Origin of the sequence: Escherichia sp. E10V5, assembly GCF_004212315.1 — a bacterium.
Lineage (GTDB): Bacteria > Pseudomonadota > Gammaproteobacteria > Enterobacterales > Enterobacteriaceae > Escherichia.
The window spans coordinates 57,838-76,435 of record NZ_RHJM01000020.1 but is presented as its reverse complement, the minus strand read 5'-3'; the positions used below and the strand labels follow the sequence as shown (position 1 = coordinate 76,435).

At 54.3% G+C, this 18,598-nt stretch carries 21 protein-coding genes; 19 read left to right on the top strand and 2 right to left on the bottom strand.

The genetic code is table 11. The features are described from left to right. Positions 1 to 70: 70 nt before the first annotated feature. The 4 genes from ada to mqo all read left to right on the top strand — a co-directional run bounded on the left by ada (position 71) and on the right by mqo (position 5,369). Positions 71 to 1,135 carry a bifunctional DNA-binding transcriptional regulator/O6-methylguanine-DNA methyltransferase Ada gene (ada, locus tag D9738_RS14960; RefSeq protein WP_130260520.1) on the top strand — a complete coding sequence of 355 codons (1,065 nt, stop codon included), beginning with the start codon at positions 71 to 73 and terminating at the stop codon, positions 1,133 to 1,135. Then, positions 1,135 to 1,785, top strand: coding sequence for a DNA oxidative demethylase AlkB (alkB, locus tag D9738_RS14955; RefSeq protein ID WP_130260519.1), 651 nt, complete (start codon positions 1,135 to 1,137; stop codon positions 1,783 to 1,785). Before ada ends, alkB begins: the two co-directional genes overlap by 1 nt. 75 nt (positions 1,786 to 1,860) lie before the next feature. Beyond that, positions 1,861 to 3,504, top strand: coding sequence for a microcin J25 efflux ABC transporter YojI (gene yojI, locus D9738_RS14950; protein WP_130260518.1), 1,644 nt, complete (start codon positions 1,861 to 1,863; stop codon positions 3,502 to 3,504). 218 nt (positions 3,505 to 3,722) lie between these two features. After that, on the top strand, positions 3,723 to 5,369 hold the full coding sequence (mqo, locus tag D9738_RS14945) for a malate dehydrogenase (quinone) (RefSeq protein ID WP_130260517.1): 1,647 nt from the start codon (positions 3,723 to 3,725) through the stop codon (positions 5,367 to 5,369). 149 nt (positions 5,370 to 5,518) lie between these two features. Here mqo and eco read toward each other — a convergent pair whose 3' ends face one another. Next, positions 5,519 to 6,007 carry a serine protease inhibitor ecotin gene (eco, locus tag D9738_RS14940; protein ID WP_130207134.1) on the bottom strand — a complete coding sequence of 163 codons (489 nt, stop codon included), beginning with the start codon at positions 6,005 to 6,007 and terminating at the stop codon, positions 5,519 to 5,521. 132 nt (positions 6,008 to 6,139) lie between these two features. Further along, entirely contained in the window at positions 6,140 to 6,304 is a 165-nt protein-coding gene (locus D9738_RS25455; protein ID WP_276320297.1) for a hypothetical protein, read from the bottom strand. A 108-nt stretch (positions 6,305 to 6,412) separates the two neighbouring features. On the opposite strand from D9738_RS25455, the gene napF reads away from it, so the two are divergent. From napF to ccmH, 15 genes are read left to right on the top strand one after another with little or no spacing between them, the layout of a single operon-like run. Next, positions 6,413 to 6,907 carry a ferredoxin-type protein NapF gene (gene napF / locus D9738_RS14935; protein ID WP_000686723.1) on the top strand — a complete coding sequence of 165 codons (495 nt, stop codon included), beginning with the start codon at positions 6,413 to 6,415 and terminating at the stop codon, positions 6,905 to 6,907. Beyond that, complete coding sequence (gene napD, locus D9738_RS14930) at positions 6,897 to 7,160, top strand: chaperone NapD (protein ID WP_000557378.1); 264 nt, start codon at positions 6,897 to 6,899, stop codon at positions 7,158 to 7,160. Before napF ends, napD begins: the two co-directional genes overlap by 11 nt. Next, positions 7,157 to 9,643: a periplasmic nitrate reductase subunit alpha gene (napA, locus tag D9738_RS14925; RefSeq protein WP_000778067.1), complete on the top strand. Its 2,487-nt coding sequence runs from the start codon at positions 7,157 to 7,159 to the stop codon at positions 9,641 to 9,643. Before napD ends, napA begins: the two co-directional genes overlap by 4 nt. A 6-nt stretch (positions 9,644 to 9,649) precedes the next feature. After that, positions 9,650 to 10,345 carry a ferredoxin-type protein NapG gene (gene napG, locus D9738_RS14920; protein ID WP_130260516.1) on the top strand — a complete coding sequence of 232 codons (696 nt, stop codon included), beginning with the start codon at positions 9,650 to 9,652 and terminating at the stop codon, positions 10,343 to 10,345. Then, the gene (gene napH, locus D9738_RS14915; protein ID WP_130260515.1) at positions 10,332 to 11,195 is read left to right on the top strand and encodes a quinol dehydrogenase ferredoxin subunit NapH; all 864 of its coding nucleotides are present in this window, start codon (positions 10,332 to 10,334) and stop codon (positions 11,193 to 11,195) included. Before napG ends, napH begins: the two co-directional genes overlap by 14 nt. Further along, positions 11,192 to 11,641, top strand: coding sequence for a nitrate reductase cytochrome c-type subunit (gene napB / locus D9738_RS14910; RefSeq protein ID WP_000835174.1), 450 nt, complete (start codon positions 11,192 to 11,194; stop codon positions 11,639 to 11,641). The genes napH and napB overlap by 4 nt, the downstream gene beginning before the upstream one ends. Positions 11,642 to 11,650: 9 nt before the next feature. Beyond that, entirely contained in the window at positions 11,651 to 12,253 is a 603-nt protein-coding gene (gene napC, locus D9738_RS14905; RefSeq protein ID WP_130260514.1) for a cytochrome c-type protein NapC, read from the top strand. Positions 12,254 to 12,267: 14 nt separating this feature from the next. Beyond that, the gene (ccmA, locus tag D9738_RS14900; protein ID WP_240780593.1) at positions 12,268 to 12,891 is read left to right on the top strand and encodes a cytochrome c biogenesis heme-transporting ATPase CcmA; all 624 of its coding nucleotides are present in this window, start codon (positions 12,268 to 12,270) and stop codon (positions 12,889 to 12,891) included. Continuing rightward, the gene (gene ccmB / locus D9738_RS14895; RefSeq protein WP_000971724.1) at positions 12,888 to 13,550 is read left to right on the top strand and encodes a heme exporter protein CcmB; all 663 of its coding nucleotides are present in this window, start codon (positions 12,888 to 12,890) and stop codon (positions 13,548 to 13,550) included. Before ccmA ends, ccmB begins: the two co-directional genes overlap by 4 nt. Before the next feature lie 41 nt (positions 13,551 to 13,591). Beyond that, complete coding sequence (gene ccmC, locus D9738_RS14890) at positions 13,592 to 14,329, top strand: heme exporter protein CcmC (RefSeq protein WP_001295447.1); 738 nt, start codon at positions 13,592 to 13,594, stop codon at positions 14,327 to 14,329. Then, positions 14,326 to 14,535 (top strand): heme exporter protein CcmD, encoded by a 210-nt coding sequence (gene ccmD, locus D9738_RS14885; protein WP_000186540.1) that lies wholly within the window; start codon positions 14,326 to 14,328, stop codon positions 14,533 to 14,535. Before ccmC ends, ccmD begins: the two co-directional genes overlap by 4 nt. Continuing rightward, positions 14,532 to 15,011 carry a cytochrome c maturation protein CcmE gene (ccmE, locus tag D9738_RS14880; RefSeq protein ID WP_001026416.1) on the top strand — a complete coding sequence of 160 codons (480 nt, stop codon included), beginning with the start codon at positions 14,532 to 14,534 and terminating at the stop codon, positions 15,009 to 15,011. The genes ccmD and ccmE overlap by 4 nt, the downstream gene beginning before the upstream one ends. Beyond that, positions 15,008 to 16,951 (top strand): cytochrome c-type biogenesis heme lyase CcmF, encoded by a 1,944-nt coding sequence (ccmF, locus tag D9738_RS14875; RefSeq protein WP_130260513.1) that lies wholly within the window; start codon positions 15,008 to 15,010, stop codon positions 16,949 to 16,951. The genes ccmE and ccmF overlap by 4 nt, the downstream gene beginning before the upstream one ends. Continuing rightward, the gene (dsbE, locus tag D9738_RS14870; protein ID WP_033545454.1) at positions 16,948 to 17,505 is read left to right on the top strand and encodes a thiol:disulfide interchange protein DsbE; all 558 of its coding nucleotides are present in this window, start codon (positions 16,948 to 16,950) and stop codon (positions 17,503 to 17,505) included. Before ccmF ends, dsbE begins: the two co-directional genes overlap by 4 nt. Further along, positions 17,502 to 18,554 carry a cytochrome c-type biogenesis thiol:disulfide oxidoreductase CcmH gene (gene ccmH / locus D9738_RS14865; protein ID WP_130260512.1) on the top strand — a complete coding sequence of 351 codons (1,053 nt, stop codon included), beginning with the start codon at positions 17,502 to 17,504 and terminating at the stop codon, positions 18,552 to 18,554. The genes dsbE and ccmH overlap by 4 nt, the downstream gene beginning before the upstream one ends. The last annotated feature ends 44 nt before the right edge of the window (positions 18,555 to 18,598 follow it).

Here is an 18,598-nt window from a genome sequence, read left to right as displayed (position 1 = left end):
GCAAGATTGTTGGTTTTTGCGTGATGGTGACCGGGCAGACTAAAGGCTATCCTTAACCAGGGAGCTGATTATGAAAAACGCCACACGCTTAACTGACGATCAACGCTGGCAATTGGTCTTAGCCCGCGACCCGAACGCCGACGGCGAATTTGTTTTCGCCGTGCGTACCACAGGTATCTTTTGCCGCCCTTCTTGCCGAGCCAGACATGCCTTGCGGGAAAACGTTTCTTTCTATGCCAATTCCAGTGAGGCACTTACCGCCGGATTTCGCCCCTGCAAACGCTGCCAACCTGATAAAGCCAATGCCCAGCAACACCGGTTGGATAAAATCACCCACGCGTGTCGACTGCTGGAACAGGAAACGCCTGTAACGCTGGAAGCCTTAGCCGACCAGGTGGCGATGAGTCCATTCCATCTGCATCGTTTATTTAAAGCCACCACCGGAATGACGCCAAAAGCCTGGCAACAGGCCTGGCGCGCTCGTCGCTTGCGCGAATCGCTGGCGAAAGGGGAGAGTGTCACCCAGGCGATTCTGAACGCAGGATTCCCCGACGGCAGCAGTTACTACCGCAAAGCTGACGAAACGTTGGGCATGACGGCTAAACAGTTTCGTCACGGTGGCGAAAACCTGGCAGTGCGTTATGCGCTGGCTGATTGTGAGCTGGGGCGTTGCCTGGTGGCGGAAAGCGAGCGGGGGATTTGCGCGATTCTGCTGGGCGACGATGACGGGACGTTGATTAGCGAACTCCGTCAGATGTTTCCTGCCGCTGACAACGCGCCAGCTGACCTGACGTTTCAGCAACATATACGTGAGGTTATCGCCAGCCTCAATAACCGCGATACGCCGCTGACGTTACCGCTGGATATTCGCGGCACCGCTTTTCAGCAACAAGTCTGGCAGGCGCTTCGCACTATACCTTGTGGTGAAACGGTGAGTTACCAGCAACTGGCGAACGCGATTGGCAAACCGAAAGCCGTTCGCGCCGTAGCCAGCGCCTGCGCCGCCAATAGATTAGCTATTATTATCCCTTGTCATCGGGTAGTACGCGGTGATGGCGCACTTTCTGGTTACCGCTGGGGCGTGTCGCGCAAAGCGCACTTGCTGCGCCGCGAAGCTGATCATGAGGAGAGGTAATGTTGGATCTGTTTGCTGATGCTGAACCGTGGCACGAATCGCTGGCTTCCGGCGCGGTGATTTTGCGCCGTTTTGCTTTTAACGTTGCGGAACAACTGATGCACGATATCAGTGGCATTGCCAGCCAGTCGCCGTTTCGCCAGATGGTCACTCCTGGCGGATATACCATGTCGGTGGCGATGACCAACTGCGGGCATCTGGGCTGGACGACCAATCGGCAAGGTTATCTCTATTCGCCCATTGATCCGCAAACAAATCAACCGTGGCCTACCATGCCGCAAAGTTTTTATGATTTATGTCGGCGCGCGGCCACGGCAGCGGGCTATCCAGATTTCCAGCCTGACGCTTGCCTTATCAACCGCTACGCCCCGGGCGCGAAACTGTCGCTGCATCAGGATAAAGACGAACCGGATCTGCGCGCGCCGATTGTTTCTGTTTCTCTGGGCTTACCCGCGATTTTTCAATTTGGCGGCCTGAAACGAAATGATCCGCTCAAACGTTTGTTGCTGGAACATGGCGATGTGGTGGTGTGGGGCGGTGAATCACGGCTGTTTTATCACGGCATTCAACCGCTCAAAGCGGGGTTTCATCCACTCACCGCCGACTGCCGCTACAACCTGACATTCCGTCAGGCAGGTAAAAAAGAATAAAAATAAGAATTATTATTGCTGTGCACGCGGAGATGTTTAAACTGCGGGCTGTAATTCATTGTCCGGGTTTTCTGCATGGAACTTCTTGTACTTGTCTGGCGGCAGTATCGCTGGCCATTTATCAGTGTGATGGCGCTAAGCCTCGCCAGTGCGGCATTAGGCATTGGCTTAATTGCTTTTATCAATCAGCGCCTTATCGAAACGGCGGATACCAGTCTGCTGGTGTTGCCGGAGTTTCTGGGTTTATTGCTGCTGTTAATGGCGGTAACACTGGGATCGCAACTGGCACTTACTACGCTGGGGCATCATTTCGTTTACCGACTGCGTAGAGAATTTATCAAGCGGATTCTGGATACTCACGTCGAGCGTATCGAACAACTCGGTAGCGCCTCGTTGCTGGCGGGGTTAACCGGCGATGTGCGCAATATCACCATTGCTTTTGTGCGTCTGCCGGAACTGGTGCAGGGGATCATTCTCACTATCGGTTCAGCGGCGTATCTCTGGATGTTGTCGGGCAAAATGTTGCTGGTAACGGCTATCTGGATGGCAGTCACCATCTGGGGCGGTTTTGTGCTGGTGGCGCGGGTGTACAAGCATATGGCGACTCTGCGTGAAACCGAAGACAAACTGTACTCGGATTTTCAAACCGTGCTGGAAGGGCGCAAAGAGCTGACGCTGAATCGCGAGCGCGCCGAGTATGTGTTTAACAACCTCTACATCCCTGATGCGCAAGAGTATCGCCATCATATTATCCGCGCAGACACCTTCCATCTTAGTGCCGTGAACTGGTCGAACATTATGATGCTGGGCGCTATCGGCCTGGTGTTCTGGATGGCAAATAGCCTCGGTTGGGCTGATACCAACGTTGCCGCGACCTATTCATTGACGCTGTTATTCCTGCGTACGCCACTGCTTTCGGCGGTTGGCGCATTGCCGACGCTGCTGACGGCGCAGGTGGCGTTTAACAAGCTGAACAAATTCGCGCTCGCACCTTTCAAAGCGGAGTTTCCGCGTCCGCAGGCGTTTCCCAACTGGCAAACGCTTGAGCTGCGTAATGTTACGTTTGCTTATCAGGATAACGCGTTTTCCGTTGGGCCGATTAACCTCACCATTAAACGTGGCGAACTGCTTTTTCTGATTGGTGGCAATGGTAGCGGCAAATCGACGCTGGCGATGTTGTTGACGGGGTTGTATCAGCCACAAAGCGGCGAAATCTTGCTGGATGGCAAACCTGTCAGCGGCGAACAACCGGAAGATTATCGCAAACTGTTTTCGGCGGTGTTTACCGATGTCTGGTTATTTGATCAACTGCTGGGGCCGGAGGGCAAACCTGCTAACCCGCAACTGGTTGAGAAGTGGCTGGTGCAGCTGAAAATGGGTCATAAGCTTGAGTTAAGTAACGGGCGTATTGTTAACCTGAAGTTATCGAAAGGACAGAAAAAACGCGTGGCGCTGTTGCTGGCTTTGGCAGAAGAACGCGATATTATTCTGCTGGATGAATGGGCGGCGGATCAGGATCCACATTTCCGCCGTGAGTTTTATCAGGTGCTGCTGCCGTTGATGCAGGAGATGGGTAAAACAATTTTCGCTATCAGCCATGATGATCACTACTTCATCCACGCCGACCGCCTGCTGGAAATGCGCAACGGGCAACTTAGCGAGCTGACCGGCGAAGAGCGTGACGCTGCTTCGCGTGATGCCGTTGCCCGGACGGCATAATATTTTGGCGCTGACCTGGCGGGATACTGTCGCCAGGTCAATATTCTAAAAATCCCCCCCGTTTCTAATAACCCTATAATTAATCAACGAAATTATAATGTTTATAAAATTAGAAGATAATTTATAAACATTATTTAAATGTTGTTACTTAAGTGTTACCGTTGATGCCGCGCAAATCTCACCTGCAATAAAGCGACTAAAAGTAAGGCATTAACAAGATGAAAAAAGTGACTGCCATGCTCTTCTCGATGGCCGTGGGGCTTAATGCCGTTTCGATGGCGGCAAAAGCGAAAGCGTCCGAGGAGCAGGAAACTGATGTACTGTTGATTGGCGGCGGCATTATGAGCGCCACGTTGGGGACCTATTTACGCGAGCTGGAGCCTGAATGGTCGATGACCATGGTGGAGCGCCTGGAGGGTGTCGCGCAGGAGAGTTCGAACGGCTGGAACAACGCCGGAACCGGGCATTCTGCACTGATGGAACTGAACTACACCCCGCAAAACGCCGATGGCAGCATCAGTATCGAAAAAGCAGTCGCCATTAACGAAGCATTTCAGATTTCCCGCCAGTTCTGGGCGCACCAGGTCGAGCGCGGCGTGCTGCGTACTCCGCGTTCATTTATCAATACCGTTCCGCACATGAGCTTTGTCTGGGGCGAAGATAACGTCAACTTCCTGCGCGCCCGTTACGCGGCCTTGCAACAAAGTTCGTTGTTCCGCGGTATGCGTTACTCCGAAGATCACACGCAAATCAAAGAGTGGGCGCCACTCGTGATGGAAGGACGCGATCCGCAGCAGAAAGTGGCTGCGACACGTACAGAAATCGGCACCGATGTGAACTATGGTGAAATCACTCGCCAGTTAATTGCTTCCTTGCAGAAAAAATCTAACTTCTCGCTGCAACTCAGTAGCGAAGTCCGCGGCCTCAAACGTAATGACGACAACACCTGGACCGTCACCATTGCCGATCTGAAAAATGGCACAGTACAGAACATTCGCGCGAAATTTGTCTTTATCGGTGCGGGCGGTGCGGCGCTGAAGCTTTTGCAAGAATCCGGTATCCCGGAAGCGAAAGAGTACGCTGGTTTCCCAGTGGGCGGTCAGTTCCTCGTCTCGGAAAACCCTGACGTGGTTAATCACCATCTGGCGAAGGTTTACGGTAAAGCATCTGTCGGTGCGCCGCCGATGTCGGTTCCGCATATCGATACCCGTGTTCTGGACGGTAAACGCGTAGTGCTGTTTGGACCATTTGCCACCTTCTCAACCAAATTCCTCAAAAACGGTTCGTTGTGGGATCTGATGAGTTCCACCACCACCTCTAATGTGATGCCGATGATGCACGTCGGGCTGGATAATTTCGATCTGGTGAAATACCTGATTAGTCAGGTGATGTTGAGTGAAGAGGATCGTTTTGCAGCGCTGAAAGAGTACTATCCACAGGCGAAAAAAGAGGACTGGCGTTTATGGCAAGCGGGGCAGCGCGTACAGATTATCAAGCGTGATGCCGCGAAAGGTGGCGTACTGCGCCTGGGAACAGAAGTGGTCAGTGACCAGCAAGGAACCATTGCTGCGCTGCTGGGGGCATCGCCGGGGGCGTCAACCGCCGCACCGATTATGTTGAATCTGCTGGAAAAAGTGTTTGGTGATCGTGTTTCCAGCCCGCAATGGCAGGCCACGCTGAAAGCGATCGTTCCGTCTTATGGACGTAAGCTGAACGGTGATGTGGCAGCAACAGAGCGTGAGTTGCAGTACACCAGCGAAGTGCTGGGGCTGAAATACGACAAGCCGCAGGCGGCAGACAGTACGCCGAAACCGCAGTTGAAACCGCAACCCGTTCAAAAAGTAGTCGCGGATATTGCGTTGTAATGATGTGCCACATTCGGCATGGTATGCCGGATGTGGCGTATGCTGATAAGACGCGCCAGCGTCGCATCAGGCAACCGGCTCGGGCGTTGGATGTCGGATGCGGCGTAACCGCCTTATCTAACCTACCGGTTGCCGCACTTCACAGCAGTTTAGCGAACTACTGCGTTGTCAATCTTCTCTTCCGCCTTCCAGATGCGGTACTTCACATCTACATTGTCTGGCGTATACACCACGATCGGCAGCTTGCTGTTGTAACGCAGCATTCCGGTATCGCCCAGATACGCGGTGACAAATTTCTTCTCTTTCTTGCCATCCGGGCAGGCCATCATCGTGGAAACCGGGGAGCTAACTTTATCAAAGACATAATAATCATAGCCCCAGCCTTCCAGCGTTTTGCTTTCCAGTTTCCCGCCGAGACGATGCAGATTGCAGTCAACTTCCAGCGTCTGACCGATTAACAGTTCTACTTTCAGGGTAGATTCATCTTCTTGCGGGGTTAACTGAATCACCTGACGCTTCATCCCTTTTTCAGCTTGCGGATAAGGGGCGATTTTTTCCAGTGGCTGAACGCTTTCTGCCGCCCAGGCTGAAGTTGTGGCGAAAGCGGCAAACAATACTGCAGGTAGAATGGTCTTCATTTTTGCTTTCCTTCTTCATTTATAGGTTTTCACCGATGATGTCGCTGAAGGTTAACATATTCATCAGATTTATTAATTTGCTTTATGAATAATGCATAGAATATTCAGACAACTTTACCTTCTCTTTTGGAGTTATATGCTGATGGATGGCGAAGCCTGGAAGAATATCTTTGGTGAATTTATCGCTATGTAAAGTTGTTTATAACCGATTGAAATGTGAATAAAAGCCCGTTTTTGCCACGCTTCCCGCCACTCTTTTGATCCTGCTACAGGTTTTACCCCGATCGGGGTATGCATCTTTGACACATCCTTTAATATCTTAGCGCCTATAAAAATGGCTTATTAATTATGCGGTTTATTTGGTCGCTCTCAATTTTCAGAGCGCGTTAATGATGGAAGGTCAATGTGAAGATTGATGCATCCCGTCGGGGCATACTCACTGGTCGCTGGCGCAAAGCCAGTAACGGTATCCGTCCGCCCTGGTCCGGTGATGAATCTCATTTTCTGACCCATTGCACCCGCTGCGATGCCTGTATTAATGCTTGTGAAAACAACATTCTGCAACGCGGCGCGGGTGGCTATCCGAGCGTTAATTTCAAAAATAACGAGTGCAGCTTCTGTTACGCCTGCGCGCAGGCTTGCCCCGAATCGCTATTTTCTCCGCGCCACACCAGGGCCTGGGATTTGCAGTTCACCATTGGGGACGCGTGCCTGGCGTATCAGTCAGTTGAATGTCGCCGCTGTCAGGATAGCTGTGAGCCAATGGCAATTATCTTTCGCCCGACGCTCTCCGGGATCTACCAGCCGCAACTTAATAGCCAACTTTGCAACGGATGTGGAGCATGTGCAGCCAGTTGTCCGGTATCAGCCATAACTGCGGAGTATCTCCATGCACACTAACTGGCAAGTTTGCAGCCTGGTCGTGCAGGCCAAAAGCGAACGAATTTCAGACATCAGCACCCAACTGAACGCCTTTCCCGGCTGTGAAGTTGCTGTCAGCGACGCGCCGAGCGGTCAGTTGATTGTGGTGGTGGAAGCAGAAGACAGCGAAACGCTGATCCAAACCATTGAGTCAGTACGCAACGTAGAGGGCGTGCTGGCGGTGTCGCTGGTTTATCACCAGCAGGAAGAGCAAGGTGAGGAAACACCATGAAACTCAGTCGTCGTAGCTTTATGAAAGCTAACGCCGTTGCGGCCGCTGCGGCGGCTGCCGGTCTCAGCGTGCCGGGCGTTGCCCGCGCCGTTGTTGGTCAGCAGGAAGCCATTAAATGGGATAAAGCGCCGTGCCGTTTCTGCGGTACTGGTTGCGGCGTTCTGGTCGGAACGCAGCAGGGGCGTGTGGTGGCCTGTCAGGGCGACCCGGACGCACCGGTTAACCGTGGCCTGAACTGCATTAAGGGCTATTTCCTGCCCAAAATCATGTACGGTAAAGACCGTTTGACGCAGCCGCTTCTGCGTATGAAAAACGGTAAATATGACAAAGAAGGCGAGTTCACCCCAATCACCTGGGATCAAGCCTTTGATGTGATGGAAGAGAAATTCAAAACCGCCCTGAAAGAAAAAGGGCCGGAATCGATCGGTATGTTCGGTTCTGGTCAGTGGACTATCTGGGAAGGTTATGCCGCGTCCAAGCTGTTCAAAGCGGGCTTCCGCTCGAACAACATCGACCCGAACGCGCGTCACTGTATGGCGTCGGCAGTAGTTGGCTTTATGCGTACCTTTGGTATGGATGAGCCGATGGGCTGCTATGACGACATCGAGCAGGCTGACGCGTTTGTGCTGTGGGGCGCAAACATGGCGGAAATGCACCCGATTCTTTGGTCGCGCATCACTAACCGTCGTCTCTCTAACCAGAACGTCACCGTGGCGGTGCTTTCTACCTACCAGCATCGTAGCTTCGAGCTGGCGGATAACGGCATCATCTTTACGCCGCAATCTGACCTGGTGATCCTGAACTACATCGCCAACTATATCATTCAAAACAATGCGATAAATCAGGACTTCTTCAGCAAGCACGTTAACCTGCGCAAAGGGGCGACGGACATCGGCTACGGTTTACGTCCGACCCATCCGCTGGAAAAAGCAGCGAAGAATCCGGGTTCTGACGCCTCCGAACCGATGAGCTTTGAAGATTACAAAGCCTTCGTTGCCGAGTATACGCTGGAAAAAACCGCCGAAATGACTGGCGTACCAAAAGATCAGCTGGAACAGCTGGCGCAGCTGTATGCCGATCCGAACAAGAAAGTCATCTCCTACTGGACGATGGGCTTCAACCAGCATACCCGCGGTGTGTGGGCCAACAACCTGGTCTACAACCTGCACCTGCTGACCGGCAAAATTTCCCAGCCGGGTTGCGGTCCGTTCTCCCTGACCGGGCAGCCTTCCGCGTGTGGTACTGCGCGTGAAGTGGGCACCTTTGCTCACCGTCTGCCTGCGGACATGGTGGTGACTAACGAGAAACACCGTGATATCTGCGAGAAGAAGTGGAATATCCCGAGCGGCACCATTCCGGCGAAAATCGGTCTGCACGCGGTGGCACAAGACCGTGCGCTGAAAGACGGCAAGCTGAATGTTTACTGGACCATGTGTACCAACAACATGCAGGCCGGGCCGAATATTAATGAAGAGCGTATGCCGGGCTGGCGCGATCCGCGCAACTTTATCATCGTTTCTGATCCGTATCCGACAGTCAGTGCGCTGGCCGCAGACTTGATCCTGCCGACCGCGATGTGGGTTGAGAAAGAGGGCGCTTACGGTAACGCCGAACGCCGTACTCAGTTCTGGCGTCAGCAGGTACAGGCTCCGGGCGAAGCGAAATCGGATCTCTGGCAGTTAGTTCAGTTCTCCCGCCGCTTCAAAACTGAAGAAGTATGGCCGGAAGAGCTGCTGGCGAAGAAACCGGAACTGCGTGGCAAAACGCTGTACGAAGTTCTGTATGCCACTCCGGAAGTGAGCAAATTCCCGGTATCCGAACTGGCAGAAGATCAGCTGAACGATGAATCCCGCGAGCTGGGCTTCTATCTGCAAAAAGGGCTGTTCGAAGAGTACGCATGGTTTGGTCGCGGTCACGGTCACGATCTGGCACCGTTCGATGACTACCACAAAGCACGCGGTCTGCGCTGGCCGGTAGTGAACGGTAAAGAAACGCAGTGGCGTTACAGCGAAGGTAACGACCCGTACGTGAAAGCGGGCGAAGGCTATAAGTTCTACGGTAAACCGGATGGCAAAGCGGTGATCTTCGCGCTGCCGTTCGAACCGGCGGCGGAAGCACCGGATGAAGAGTATGACCTGTGGCTCTCTACCGGACGCGTTCTGGAGCACTGGCATACCGGCAGTATGACTCGCCGTGTACCGGAACTGCACCGTGCCTTCCCGGAAGCGGTCCTGTTTATTCACCCGCTGGATGCGAAAGCGCGCGATCTGCGTCGTGGCGACAAAGTGAAAGTGGTTTCTCGCCGTGGCGAAGTGATCTCGATTGTCGAAACGCGCGGTCGTAACCGTCCGCCGCAGGGCCTGGTGTATATGCCGTTCTTCGACGCTGCACAGCTGGTTAACAAACTGACGCTGGACGCGACCGATCCGCTCTCGAAAGAGACGGACTTCAAGAAGTGCGCGGTCAAACTGGAGAAGGTGTAAGCCATTATGTCCCGGTCAGCGAAACCTCAAAATGGTCGCCGCCGCTTTCTGCGCGATGTCGTTCGCACAGCTGGCGGGCTGGCAGCCGTGGGTGTGGCGCTGGGGTTACAACAGCAAACCGCACGCGCATCTGGCGTGCGGTTGCGCCCGCCCGGAGCCATAAACGAGAACGCCTTTGCCAGTGCCTGTGTGCGTTGCGGTCAGTGTGTTCAGGCTTGCCCTTACGACACATTAAAACTGGCGACGTTGGCCTCTGGTCTGTCGGCTGGTACGCCGTATTTTGTCGCGCGGGATATTCCTTGCGAAATGTGTGAGGACATTCCGTGCGCCAAAGTGTGCCCAAGCGGTGCGCTGGATCGTGAGATCGAATCGATCGACGACGCGCGGATGGGGCTGGCGGTGCTGGTGGACCAGGAAAATTGTCTCAACTTTCAGGGGCTGCGCTGTGATGTTTGTTATCGCGAATGCCCGAAAATTGATGAGGCAATCACCCTGGAGCTGGAGCGCAACACGCGTACCGGTAAGCACGCCCGTTTTCTGCCGACGGTTCACAGCGACGCCTGTACCGGCTGCGGTAAGTGCGAAAAGGTGTGTGTGCTGGAACAACCGGCAATCAAGGTGTTACCGCTGTCACTGGCGAAAGGGGAGTTAGGTCACCATTACCGCTTCGGCTGGCTGGAGGGGAAAAATGGCAAATCGTAAACGTGACGCCGGGCGCGAAGCGCTGGAGAAAAAAGGCTGGTGGCGCAGTCACCGTTGGCTGGTGTTGCGTCGCCTTTGTCAGTTCTTCGTGCTGGGGATGTTTTTGAGCGGCCCGTGGTTTGGTGTGTGGATCTTGCATGGCAACTACAGCAGTAGCCTGTTATTCGACACCGTTCCGCTGACCGATCCGCTGATGACGCTGCAAAGCCTTGCCAGCGGCCATCTGCCTGCCACGGTGGCGCTGATCGGTGCGGTGATTATCACCGTGCTCTACGCCCTGGCAGGAAAGCGATTATTTTGCAGCTGGGTCTGCCCGCTGAACCCGATTACCGATTTAGCGAACTGGTTGCGCAGGCGCTTTGACCTCAATCAGTCTGCGACGATCCCTCGCCACATTCGCTACGTGCTGTTGGTGGTCATTCTGGTGGGCTCAGCCTTAACTGGCACGCTCATCTGGGAATGGATCAACCCCGTTTCTCTGATGGGGCGTAGCCTGGTAATGGGATTCGGCAGCGGCGCACTGCTTATTCTCGCGCTGTTTTTATTTGATCTACTGGTCGTTGAACACGGCTGGTGCGGCCATATTTGTCCGGTCGGCGCGCTGTATGGCGTGTTGGGTAGCAAAGGTGTTGTCACCGTTGCGGCCACCGATCGACAGAAATGTAACCGCTGTATGGATTGTTTTCATGTTTGCCCGGAACCGCATGTGCTACGTGCCCCGGTGCTGGATGAACAAAGCCCGGTGCAGGTCACCAGCCGCGATTGCATGACATGCGGTCGCTGCGTGGATGTCTGTTCTGAGGATGTATTTACAATAACTACACGATGGAGTTCGGGAGCGAAATCATGAAAAGCCATGACCTGAAGAAAGCGCTGTGTCAATGGACGGCGATGCTGGCCCTGGTGGTGAGCGGCGCGGTTTGGGCGGCAAATGGCGTCGATTTTAGCCAGTCGCCGGAAGTATCCGGGACGCAGGAAGGGGCCATTCGGATGCCAAAAGAGCAGGATCGGATGCCGCTGAACTATGTGAATCAGCCGCCAATGATCCCGCATAGCGTTGAAGGTTATCAGGTAACGACCAATACCAACCGCTGCTTGCAGTGCCACGGTGTCGAAAGCTATCGCACCACTGGCGCACCGCGCATCAGTCCTACTCACTTTATGGACAGCGACGGCAAAGTGGGCGCGGAAGTGGCTCCACGTCGTTATTTCTGTCTGCAATGTCACGTACCGCAGGCCGATACCGCGCCAATCGTGGGGAATACCTTTACCCCATCAAAAGGTTACGGGAAATAAGAGGTTATTATGGGAAATTCTGACCGTAAGCCTGGTCTGATTAAGCGCCTGTGGAAATGGTGGCGTACCCCCAGCCGTCTGGCGCTGGGGACGCTGCTGTTGATCGGCTTTGTTGGCGGCATCGTCTTCTGGGGCGGCTTTAACACGGGTATGGAAAAAGCTAACACTGAAGAGTTTTGCATTAGCTGCCACGAAATGCGCAACACGGTGTATCAGGAATACATGGATTCCGTGCATTACAACAACCGTAGCGGCGTACGTGCGACCTGTCCGGATTGTCACGTTCCGCACGAGTTTGTGCCGAAAATGATACGCAAGCTCAAAGCAAGTAAAGAGCTGTATGGTAAAATTCTGGGCGTTATTGACACGCCGCAGAAATTCGAAGCTCATCGCCTGACGATGGCACAGAATGAGTGGCGGCGAATGAAGGACAACAACTCGCAGGAGTGCCGTAACTGTCACAACTTCGAGTTTATGGATTTAACCGCCCAGAAATCGGTTGCCGCGAAGATGCACGATCAAGCGGTGAAAGATGGGCAAACCTGTATTGACTGCCATAAAGGGATAGCGCACAAGCTACCCGATATGCGCGAAGTTGAACCAGGTTTTTAACAGGATGTCATTGCGTGGGGATGCTTGAAGCCAGAGAATTGCTCTGCGAGCGGGATGAACGAACCTTGTTTAGTGGTTTGTCATTTACGCTGAACGCAGGAGAGTGGGTACAAATCACCGGCAGCAACGGCGCGGGGAAGACAACGCTTCTTCGTCTGCTGACCGGATTGTCTCGCCCTGATGCGGGAGACGTTCTCTGGCAAGGGCAGCCCTTGCATCAGGTACGCGATAGCTACCATCAAAACCTGTTATGGATAGGCCATCAGCCGGGGATTAAAACCCGGCTGACGGCGTTAGAAAATCTGCATTTCTATCACCGTGACGGTGATACCGCACAATGTCTGGACGCCCTGGCGCAGGCCGGGCTTGCCGGATTCGAAGATATTCCCGTAAACCAGCTCTCTGCCGGGCAACAACGCCGCGTCGCGCTGGCGCGATTATGGCTGACCCGCGCTACGTTGTGGATCCTCGACGAACCTTTTACCGCGATTGACGTCAACGGCGTCGATCGTCTGACCCAGCGCATGGCGCAGCATACGGAGCAGGGGGGAATTGTGATTCTGACCACCCACCAGCCGCTCAACGTTGCTGAAAGTAAAATCCGCCGCATTTCTCTGACGCATACAAGGGGCGCATGATGTTCTGGCGCATTTTCCGTCTTGAGCTGCGCGTGGCGTTTCGCCATAGCGCCGAAATCGCTAACCCGCTGTGGTTCTTCCTGATTGTTATTACCCTTTTTCCACTTAGTATCGGTCCGGAGCCGCAATTGCTGGCGAGGATTGCACCGGGCATTATCTGGGTGGCGGCGCTGCTTTCCTCTTTGCTGGCGCTGGAGCGACTGTTTCGTGACGATTTGCAGGACGGCAGTCTTGAACAACTGATGTTGTTGCCATTACCCTTGCCCGCCGTTGTGCTGGCGAAGGTGATGGCGCACTGGATGGTGACAGGTTTGCCTCTGCTCATTCTCTCACCACTGGTGGCATTGCTACTGGGAATGGACGTGTACGGTTGGCAAGTGATGGCGCTAACGCTGTTGTTGGGAACCCCCACGCTTGGCTTTCTTGGTGCGCCAGGCGTGGCGCTGACGGTCGGACTTAAGCGCGGTGGAGTGCTACTCAGCATTCTCGTGTTACCACTCACCATCCCCTTACTCATCTTTGCCACCGCTGCGATGGACGCGGCTTCGATGCATTTGCCCGTGGACGGGTATCTGGCAATTTTAGGCGCGTTGCTGGCTGGCACCGCGACATTAAGTCCTTTTGCGACGGCGGCAGCGTTACGAATCAGCATTCAATAACGCTGGATTACTGATTTTTGTTCGAGTCTGGTATCGAAATTATGTGGAAAACACTACATCAACTGGCGATCCCTCCACGGTTATATCAAATCTGTGGCTGGTTTATACCGTGGCTGGCAATCGCCAGTGTGGTCGTGCTCACCGTCGGCTGGATCTGGGGATTCGGCTTTGCTCCGGCGGATTATCAGCAAGGAAATAGCTATCGCATTATTTATCTACATGTGCCTGCGGCAATCTGGTCGATGGGTATTTATGCCTCGATGGCGGTAGCGGCGTTCATCGGTCTTGTCTGGCAGATGAAAATGGCTAACCTGGCGGTCGCGGCGATGGCGCCTATTGGCGCGGTATTTACTTTTATTGCCCTGGTTACTGGCTCCGCATGGGGAAAACCGATGTGGGGTACTTGGTGGGTATGGGACGCGCGTCTGACTTCTGAACTGGTGCTGCTGTTTTTGTATGTGGGTGTGATTGCCCTATGGCACGCCTTCGACGACCGCCGTCTGGCGGGCCGTGCGGCAGGTATTCTGGTGCTAATTGGCGTGGTGAACCTGCCGATTATTCATTATTCCGTGGAGTGGTGGAACACCCTACATCAGGGATCAACGCGGATGCAGCAAAGTATCGATCCGGCAATGCGTTCGCCGCTGCGCTGGTCGATTTTTGGCTTCCTTCTGCTGTCTGCCACGCTGACGCTGATGCGGATGCGTAATTTGATTTTGCTGATGGAAAAACGCCGTCCGTGGGTGAGTGAACTGATACTGAAAAGAGGCCGTAAATGACCCCTGCATTTGCTTCCTGGAATGAATTTTTCGCAATGGGCGGTTACGCCTTTTTTGTCTGGTTGGCGGTGGTGATGACCGTGATTCCGCTGGTGGTTTTGGTCGTGCACTCGGTGATGCAGCATCGCGCAATTCTGCGTGGCGTGGCGCAACAGCGGGCGCGTGAGGCGCGTTTACGTGCTGCGCAACAGCAGGAGGCTGCATGAATATTCGCCGTAAAAATCGTTTGTGGATTGCCTGCGCCGTGTTGGCAGGTTTGGCGCTGACCATCGGTCTGGTGCTGTATGCGCTGCGCTCTAATATCGATCTCTTTTATACACCGGGAGAAATTCTCTACGGTAAGCGTGAAACTCAGCAGATGCCGGAAGTCGGTCAGCGTCTGCGCGTTGGCGGGATGGTGATGCCGGGGAGTGTGCAGCGCGATCCCAATTCGCTAAAAGTAACTTTCACCATTTACGACGCTGAAGGTTCAGTAGATGTCTCTTACGAAGGCATTTTGCCGGATCTGTTCCGTGAAGGGCAGGGCGTTGTGGTTCAGGGCGAGCTGGAAAAAGGCAATCATATCCTCGCGAAAGAAGTGCTGGCGAAACACGACGAAAACTACACGCCGCCAGAAGTTGAGAAAGCGATGGAGGCTAACCACCGTCGCCCGGCAAGTGCTTATAAGGATCCCGCATCATGATGCCAGAAATTGGTAACGGACTGCTGTGCCTGGCGTTAGGGATTGCACTTTTGCTGTCTGTTTATCCGCTATGGGGTGTGGCGCGTGGTGATGCACGGATGATGGCCTCCTCCCGGCTGTTTGCCTGGCTGCTGTTTATGTGCGTGGCTGGCGCGTTTCTGGTGCTGGTTAACGCCTTCGTGGTCAACGATTTTACCGTCACCTATGTTGCCAGTAATTCCAATACCCAGCTTCCGGTGTGGTATCGCGTGGCGGCTACCTGGGGCGCGCATGAAGGCTCGCTACTGCTGTGGGTGCTGCTGATGAGCGGCTGGACGTTTGCGGTAGCGATTTTTAGCCAGCGTATTCCGCTGGATATTGTGGCGCGCGTACTGGCGGTAATGGGCATGGTCAGCGTCGGCTTTTTGCTGTTCATTCTCTTTACCTCTAACCCGTTCTCTCGCACATTGCCGAACTTCCCGATTGAGGGGCGCGATCTTAACCCGTTGTTGCAGGATCCGGGGCTGATCTTCCATCCGCCTCTGCTTTATATGGGCTACGTTGGTTTCTCGGTGGCATTTGCTTTTGCCATTGCTTCTTTGCTGAGTGGGCGTCTGGACAGCACTTATGCACGTTTTACTCGTCCGTGGACGCTGGCAGCGTGGATCTTCCTGACGCTCGGCATCGTACTCGGTTCCGCGTGGGCCTATTACGAACTCGGCTGGGGCGGCTGGTGGTTCTGGGATCCGGTAGAAAATGCCTCGTTTATGCCATGGCTGGTGGGTACTGCGCTGATGCACTCGCTGGCGGTCACTGAACAACGCGCCAGTTTCAAAGCGTGGACATTACTGCTGGCAATCAGTGCCTTCTCGCTGTGTCTGCTGGGGACTTTCCTGGTGCGCTCCGGCGTGCTGGTATCGGTACACGCGTTTGCCTCGGATCCGGCGCGCGGCATGTTCATTCTCGCCTTTATGGTACTGGTGATTGGCGGTTCGCTGCTGCTGTTTGCTGCCCGTGGACACAAAGTCCGTTCACGGGTGAACAATGCGCTGTGGTCGCGGGAATCTCTGCTGTTAGCGAACAACGTTTTGCTGGTCGCCGCGATGCTGGTGGTATTGCTGGGGACGCTGCTACCGCTGGTGCACAAGCAACTGGGACTGGGCAGCATTTCGATTGGCGAACCGTTCTTTAACAGCATGTTTACCTGGCTGATGGTGCCATTTGCACTGGTGCTGGGCATTGGTCCGCTGGTGCGTTGGGGGCGCGATCGCCCGCGTAAAATCCGCAATTTATTGATTATCGCCTTCTTCTCTACGCTGGTGCTGTCGCTGCTGTTGCCGTGGCTGTTCGAAAGCAAAGTTGTGGCGATGACGGTGCTCGGCCTGGCAATGGCCTGCTGGATTGCGGTGCTGGCAATTGCCGAAGCTGCGCTGCGTATTTCACGCGGCACGAAAACCACCTTCAGTTATTGGGGGATGGTGGCGGCTCACCTGGGGCTGGCAGTGACAATTGTTGGCATTGCTTTTAGCCAGAACTATAGCGTTGAGCGTGATGTGCGCATGAAGTCCGGCGATAGCGTCGATATTCATGAATATCGCTTCACCTTCCGTGATGTCAAAGAGGTGACTGGCCCGAACTGGCGTGGCGGTGTGGCGACTATCGGCGTAACGCGAGATGGCAAGCCGGAAACGGTGCTGTATGCGGAAAAACGTTATTACAACACTGCCGGGTCGATGATGACCGAAGCGGCGATTGACGGCGGCATCACTCGTGATCTGTACGCCGCGCTCGGTGAAGAGCTGGAAAACGGCGCGTGGGCTGTGCGTCTTTACTACAAACCGTTTGTTCGCTGGATTTGGGCGGGCGGGCTGATGATGGCGTTGGGCGGGCTGCTGTGCCTGTTTGATCCTCGCTATCGTAAGCGCGTAAGTCCGCAAAAAACTGCGCCGGAGGCTGTATGAAGCGTAAAGTATTGTTACTTCCTTTGATTATCTTCCTGGCGATTGCCGCGGCGCTGCTGTGGCAGCTGGCGCGTAATGCCGAAGGGGATGATCCGACCAATCTGGAATCGGCGCTGATTGGCAAGCCTGTGCCGAAATTTCGCCTCGAATCACTGGACAATCCGGGGCAGTTTTATCAGGCAGATGTGCTGACTCAGGGCAAACCGGTGCTGCTTAATGTCTGGGCGACCTGGTGTCCGACCTGCCGTGCGGAACATCAATATCTGAATCAGCTTTCTGCGCAGGGTATCCGCGTGGTCGGCATGAACTATAAAGACGATCGCCAGAAAGCGATTAGCTGGCTGAAAGAGCTGGGCAATCCTTACGCGCTAAGCCTGTTTGATGGCGACGGCATGTTAGGGCTGGATCTCGGTGTCTATGGCGCGCCAGAAACGTTCCTTATTGACGGCAACGGCATCATTCGCTATCGCCATGCGGGCGATCTCAATCCTCGCGTCTGGGAAGAAGAGATCAAGCCGCTGTGGGAGAAATACAGTAAGGAGGCCGCACAATGAGGTTTTTATTGGGTGTGCTGATGCTGATGATCTCCGGCTCTGCGCTGGCAACCATTGACGTGTTGCAGTTTAAGGATGAAGCACAGGAACAACAGTTCCGTCAGCTCACTGAAGAACTGCGCTGCCCGAAATGCCAGAACAACAGCATTGCCGATTCTAACTCGATGATTGCCACCGACCTGCGCCAGAAAGTGTACGAACTGATGCAGGAAGGTAAAAGCAAGCAGGAGATTGTCGATTATATGGTGGCGCGTTACGGCAACTTCGTTACTTACGATCCGCCGTTAACGCCGCTGACCGTGCTGCTGTGGGTGCTGCCAGTGGTGGCTATTGGTATCGGCGGTTGGGTTATTTATGCCCGCTCGCGGCGGCGTGTACGGCTGGCGGTGGAGGAGTTTCCTGAACAAAGCGTGCCGGAAGGTAAGCGTGCCGGATTTGCTGTTTACCTGCCGGGGATTGTTGTGGCGTTGATTGTGGCAGGCGTCGGCTACTACCAGACTGGCAATTATCAGCAGGTAAAAATCTGGCAGCAGGCCACTGCGCAGGCTCCGGCATTGCTGGACAGGGCGCTGGATCCGAAAGCCGATCCACTCAATGAAGAAGAGATGTCGCGCCTTGCACTTGGAATGCGTACTCAACTGCAAAAAAATCCGGGAGATATAGAAGGCTGGATTATGTTGGGCCGCGTTGGGATGGCGCTGGGTAACGCCAGTATCGCGACCGATGCATACGCTACTGCGTATCGCCTCGATCCGAAAAACAGCGATGCCGCACTCGGATACGCGGAAGCGTTGACACGTTCATCTGATCCCAACGACAACCGCCTTGGCGGCGAACTGCTACGCCAGTTGGTGAGAACGGACCACAGCAATATTCGTGTGTTAAGTATGTATGCATTTAATGCCTTTGAGCAGCAGCGATTTGGCGAAGCCGTTGCCGCGTGGGAGATGATGTTAAAAATGCTGCCTGCTAACGATACTCGCCGTGCGGTGATTGAACGCAGTATCGCGCAGGCGATGCAGCATTTATCACCACACGAAAGTAAATAAGAAGAAGCCCGATGGTGATGCCATCGGGGCCAGACTGATGACAA

Bases quoted from the DNA above. Each gene is read 5' to 3' on its own strand.
- ada (WP_130260520.1), top strand. From the start codon at position 71: ATGAAAAACGCCACACGCTTAACTGACGATCAACGCTGGCAATTGGTC.
- alkB (WP_130260519.1), top strand. From the start codon at position 1,135: ATGTTGGATCTGTTTGCTGATGCTGAACCGTGGCACGAATCGCTGGCT.
- yojI (WP_130260518.1), top strand. From the start codon at position 1,861: ATGGAACTTCTTGTACTTGTCTGGCGGCAGTATCGCTGGCCATTTATC.
- mqo (WP_130260517.1), top strand. From the start codon at position 3,723: ATGAAAAAAGTGACTGCCATGCTCTTCTCGATGGCCGTGGGGCTTAAT.
- eco (WP_130207134.1), bottom strand. From the start codon at position 6,007: ATGAAGACCATTCTACCTGCAGTATTGTTTGCCGCTTTCGCCACAACT.
- D9738_RS25455 (WP_276320297.1), bottom strand. From the start codon at position 6,304: ATGCATACCCCGATCGGGGTAAAACCTGTAGCAGGATCAAAAGAGTGG.
- napD (WP_000557378.1), top strand. From the start codon at position 6,897: ATGCACACTAACTGGCAAGTTTGCAGCCTGGTCGTGCAGGCCAAAAGC.
- napA (WP_000778067.1), top strand. From the start codon at position 7,157: ATGAAACTCAGTCGTCGTAGCTTTATGAAAGCTAACGCCGTTGCGGCC.
- napG (WP_130260516.1), top strand. From the start codon at position 9,650: ATGTCCCGGTCAGCGAAACCTCAAAATGGTCGCCGCCGCTTTCTGCGC.
- napH (WP_130260515.1), top strand. From the start codon at position 10,332: ATGGCAAATCGTAAACGTGACGCCGGGCGCGAAGCGCTGGAGAAAAAA.
- napB (WP_000835174.1), top strand. From the start codon at position 11,192: ATGAAAAGCCATGACCTGAAGAAAGCGCTGTGTCAATGGACGGCGATG.
- napC (WP_130260514.1), top strand. From the start codon at position 11,651: ATGGGAAATTCTGACCGTAAGCCTGGTCTGATTAAGCGCCTGTGGAAA.
- ccmB (WP_000971724.1), top strand. From the start codon at position 12,888: ATGATGTTCTGGCGCATTTTCCGTCTTGAGCTGCGCGTGGCGTTTCGC.
- ccmC (WP_001295447.1), top strand. From the start codon at position 13,592: ATGTGGAAAACACTACATCAACTGGCGATCCCTCCACGGTTATATCAA.
- ccmD (WP_000186540.1), top strand. From the start codon at position 14,326: ATGACCCCTGCATTTGCTTCCTGGAATGAATTTTTCGCAATGGGCGGT.
- ccmE (WP_001026416.1), top strand. From the start codon at position 14,532: ATGAATATTCGCCGTAAAAATCGTTTGTGGATTGCCTGCGCCGTGTTG.
- ccmF (WP_130260513.1), top strand. From the start codon at position 15,008: ATGATGCCAGAAATTGGTAACGGACTGCTGTGCCTGGCGTTAGGGATT.
- dsbE (WP_033545454.1), top strand. From the start codon at position 16,948: ATGAAGCGTAAAGTATTGTTACTTCCTTTGATTATCTTCCTGGCGATT.
- ccmH (WP_130260512.1), top strand. From the start codon at position 17,502: ATGAGGTTTTTATTGGGTGTGCTGATGCTGATGATCTCCGGCTCTGCG.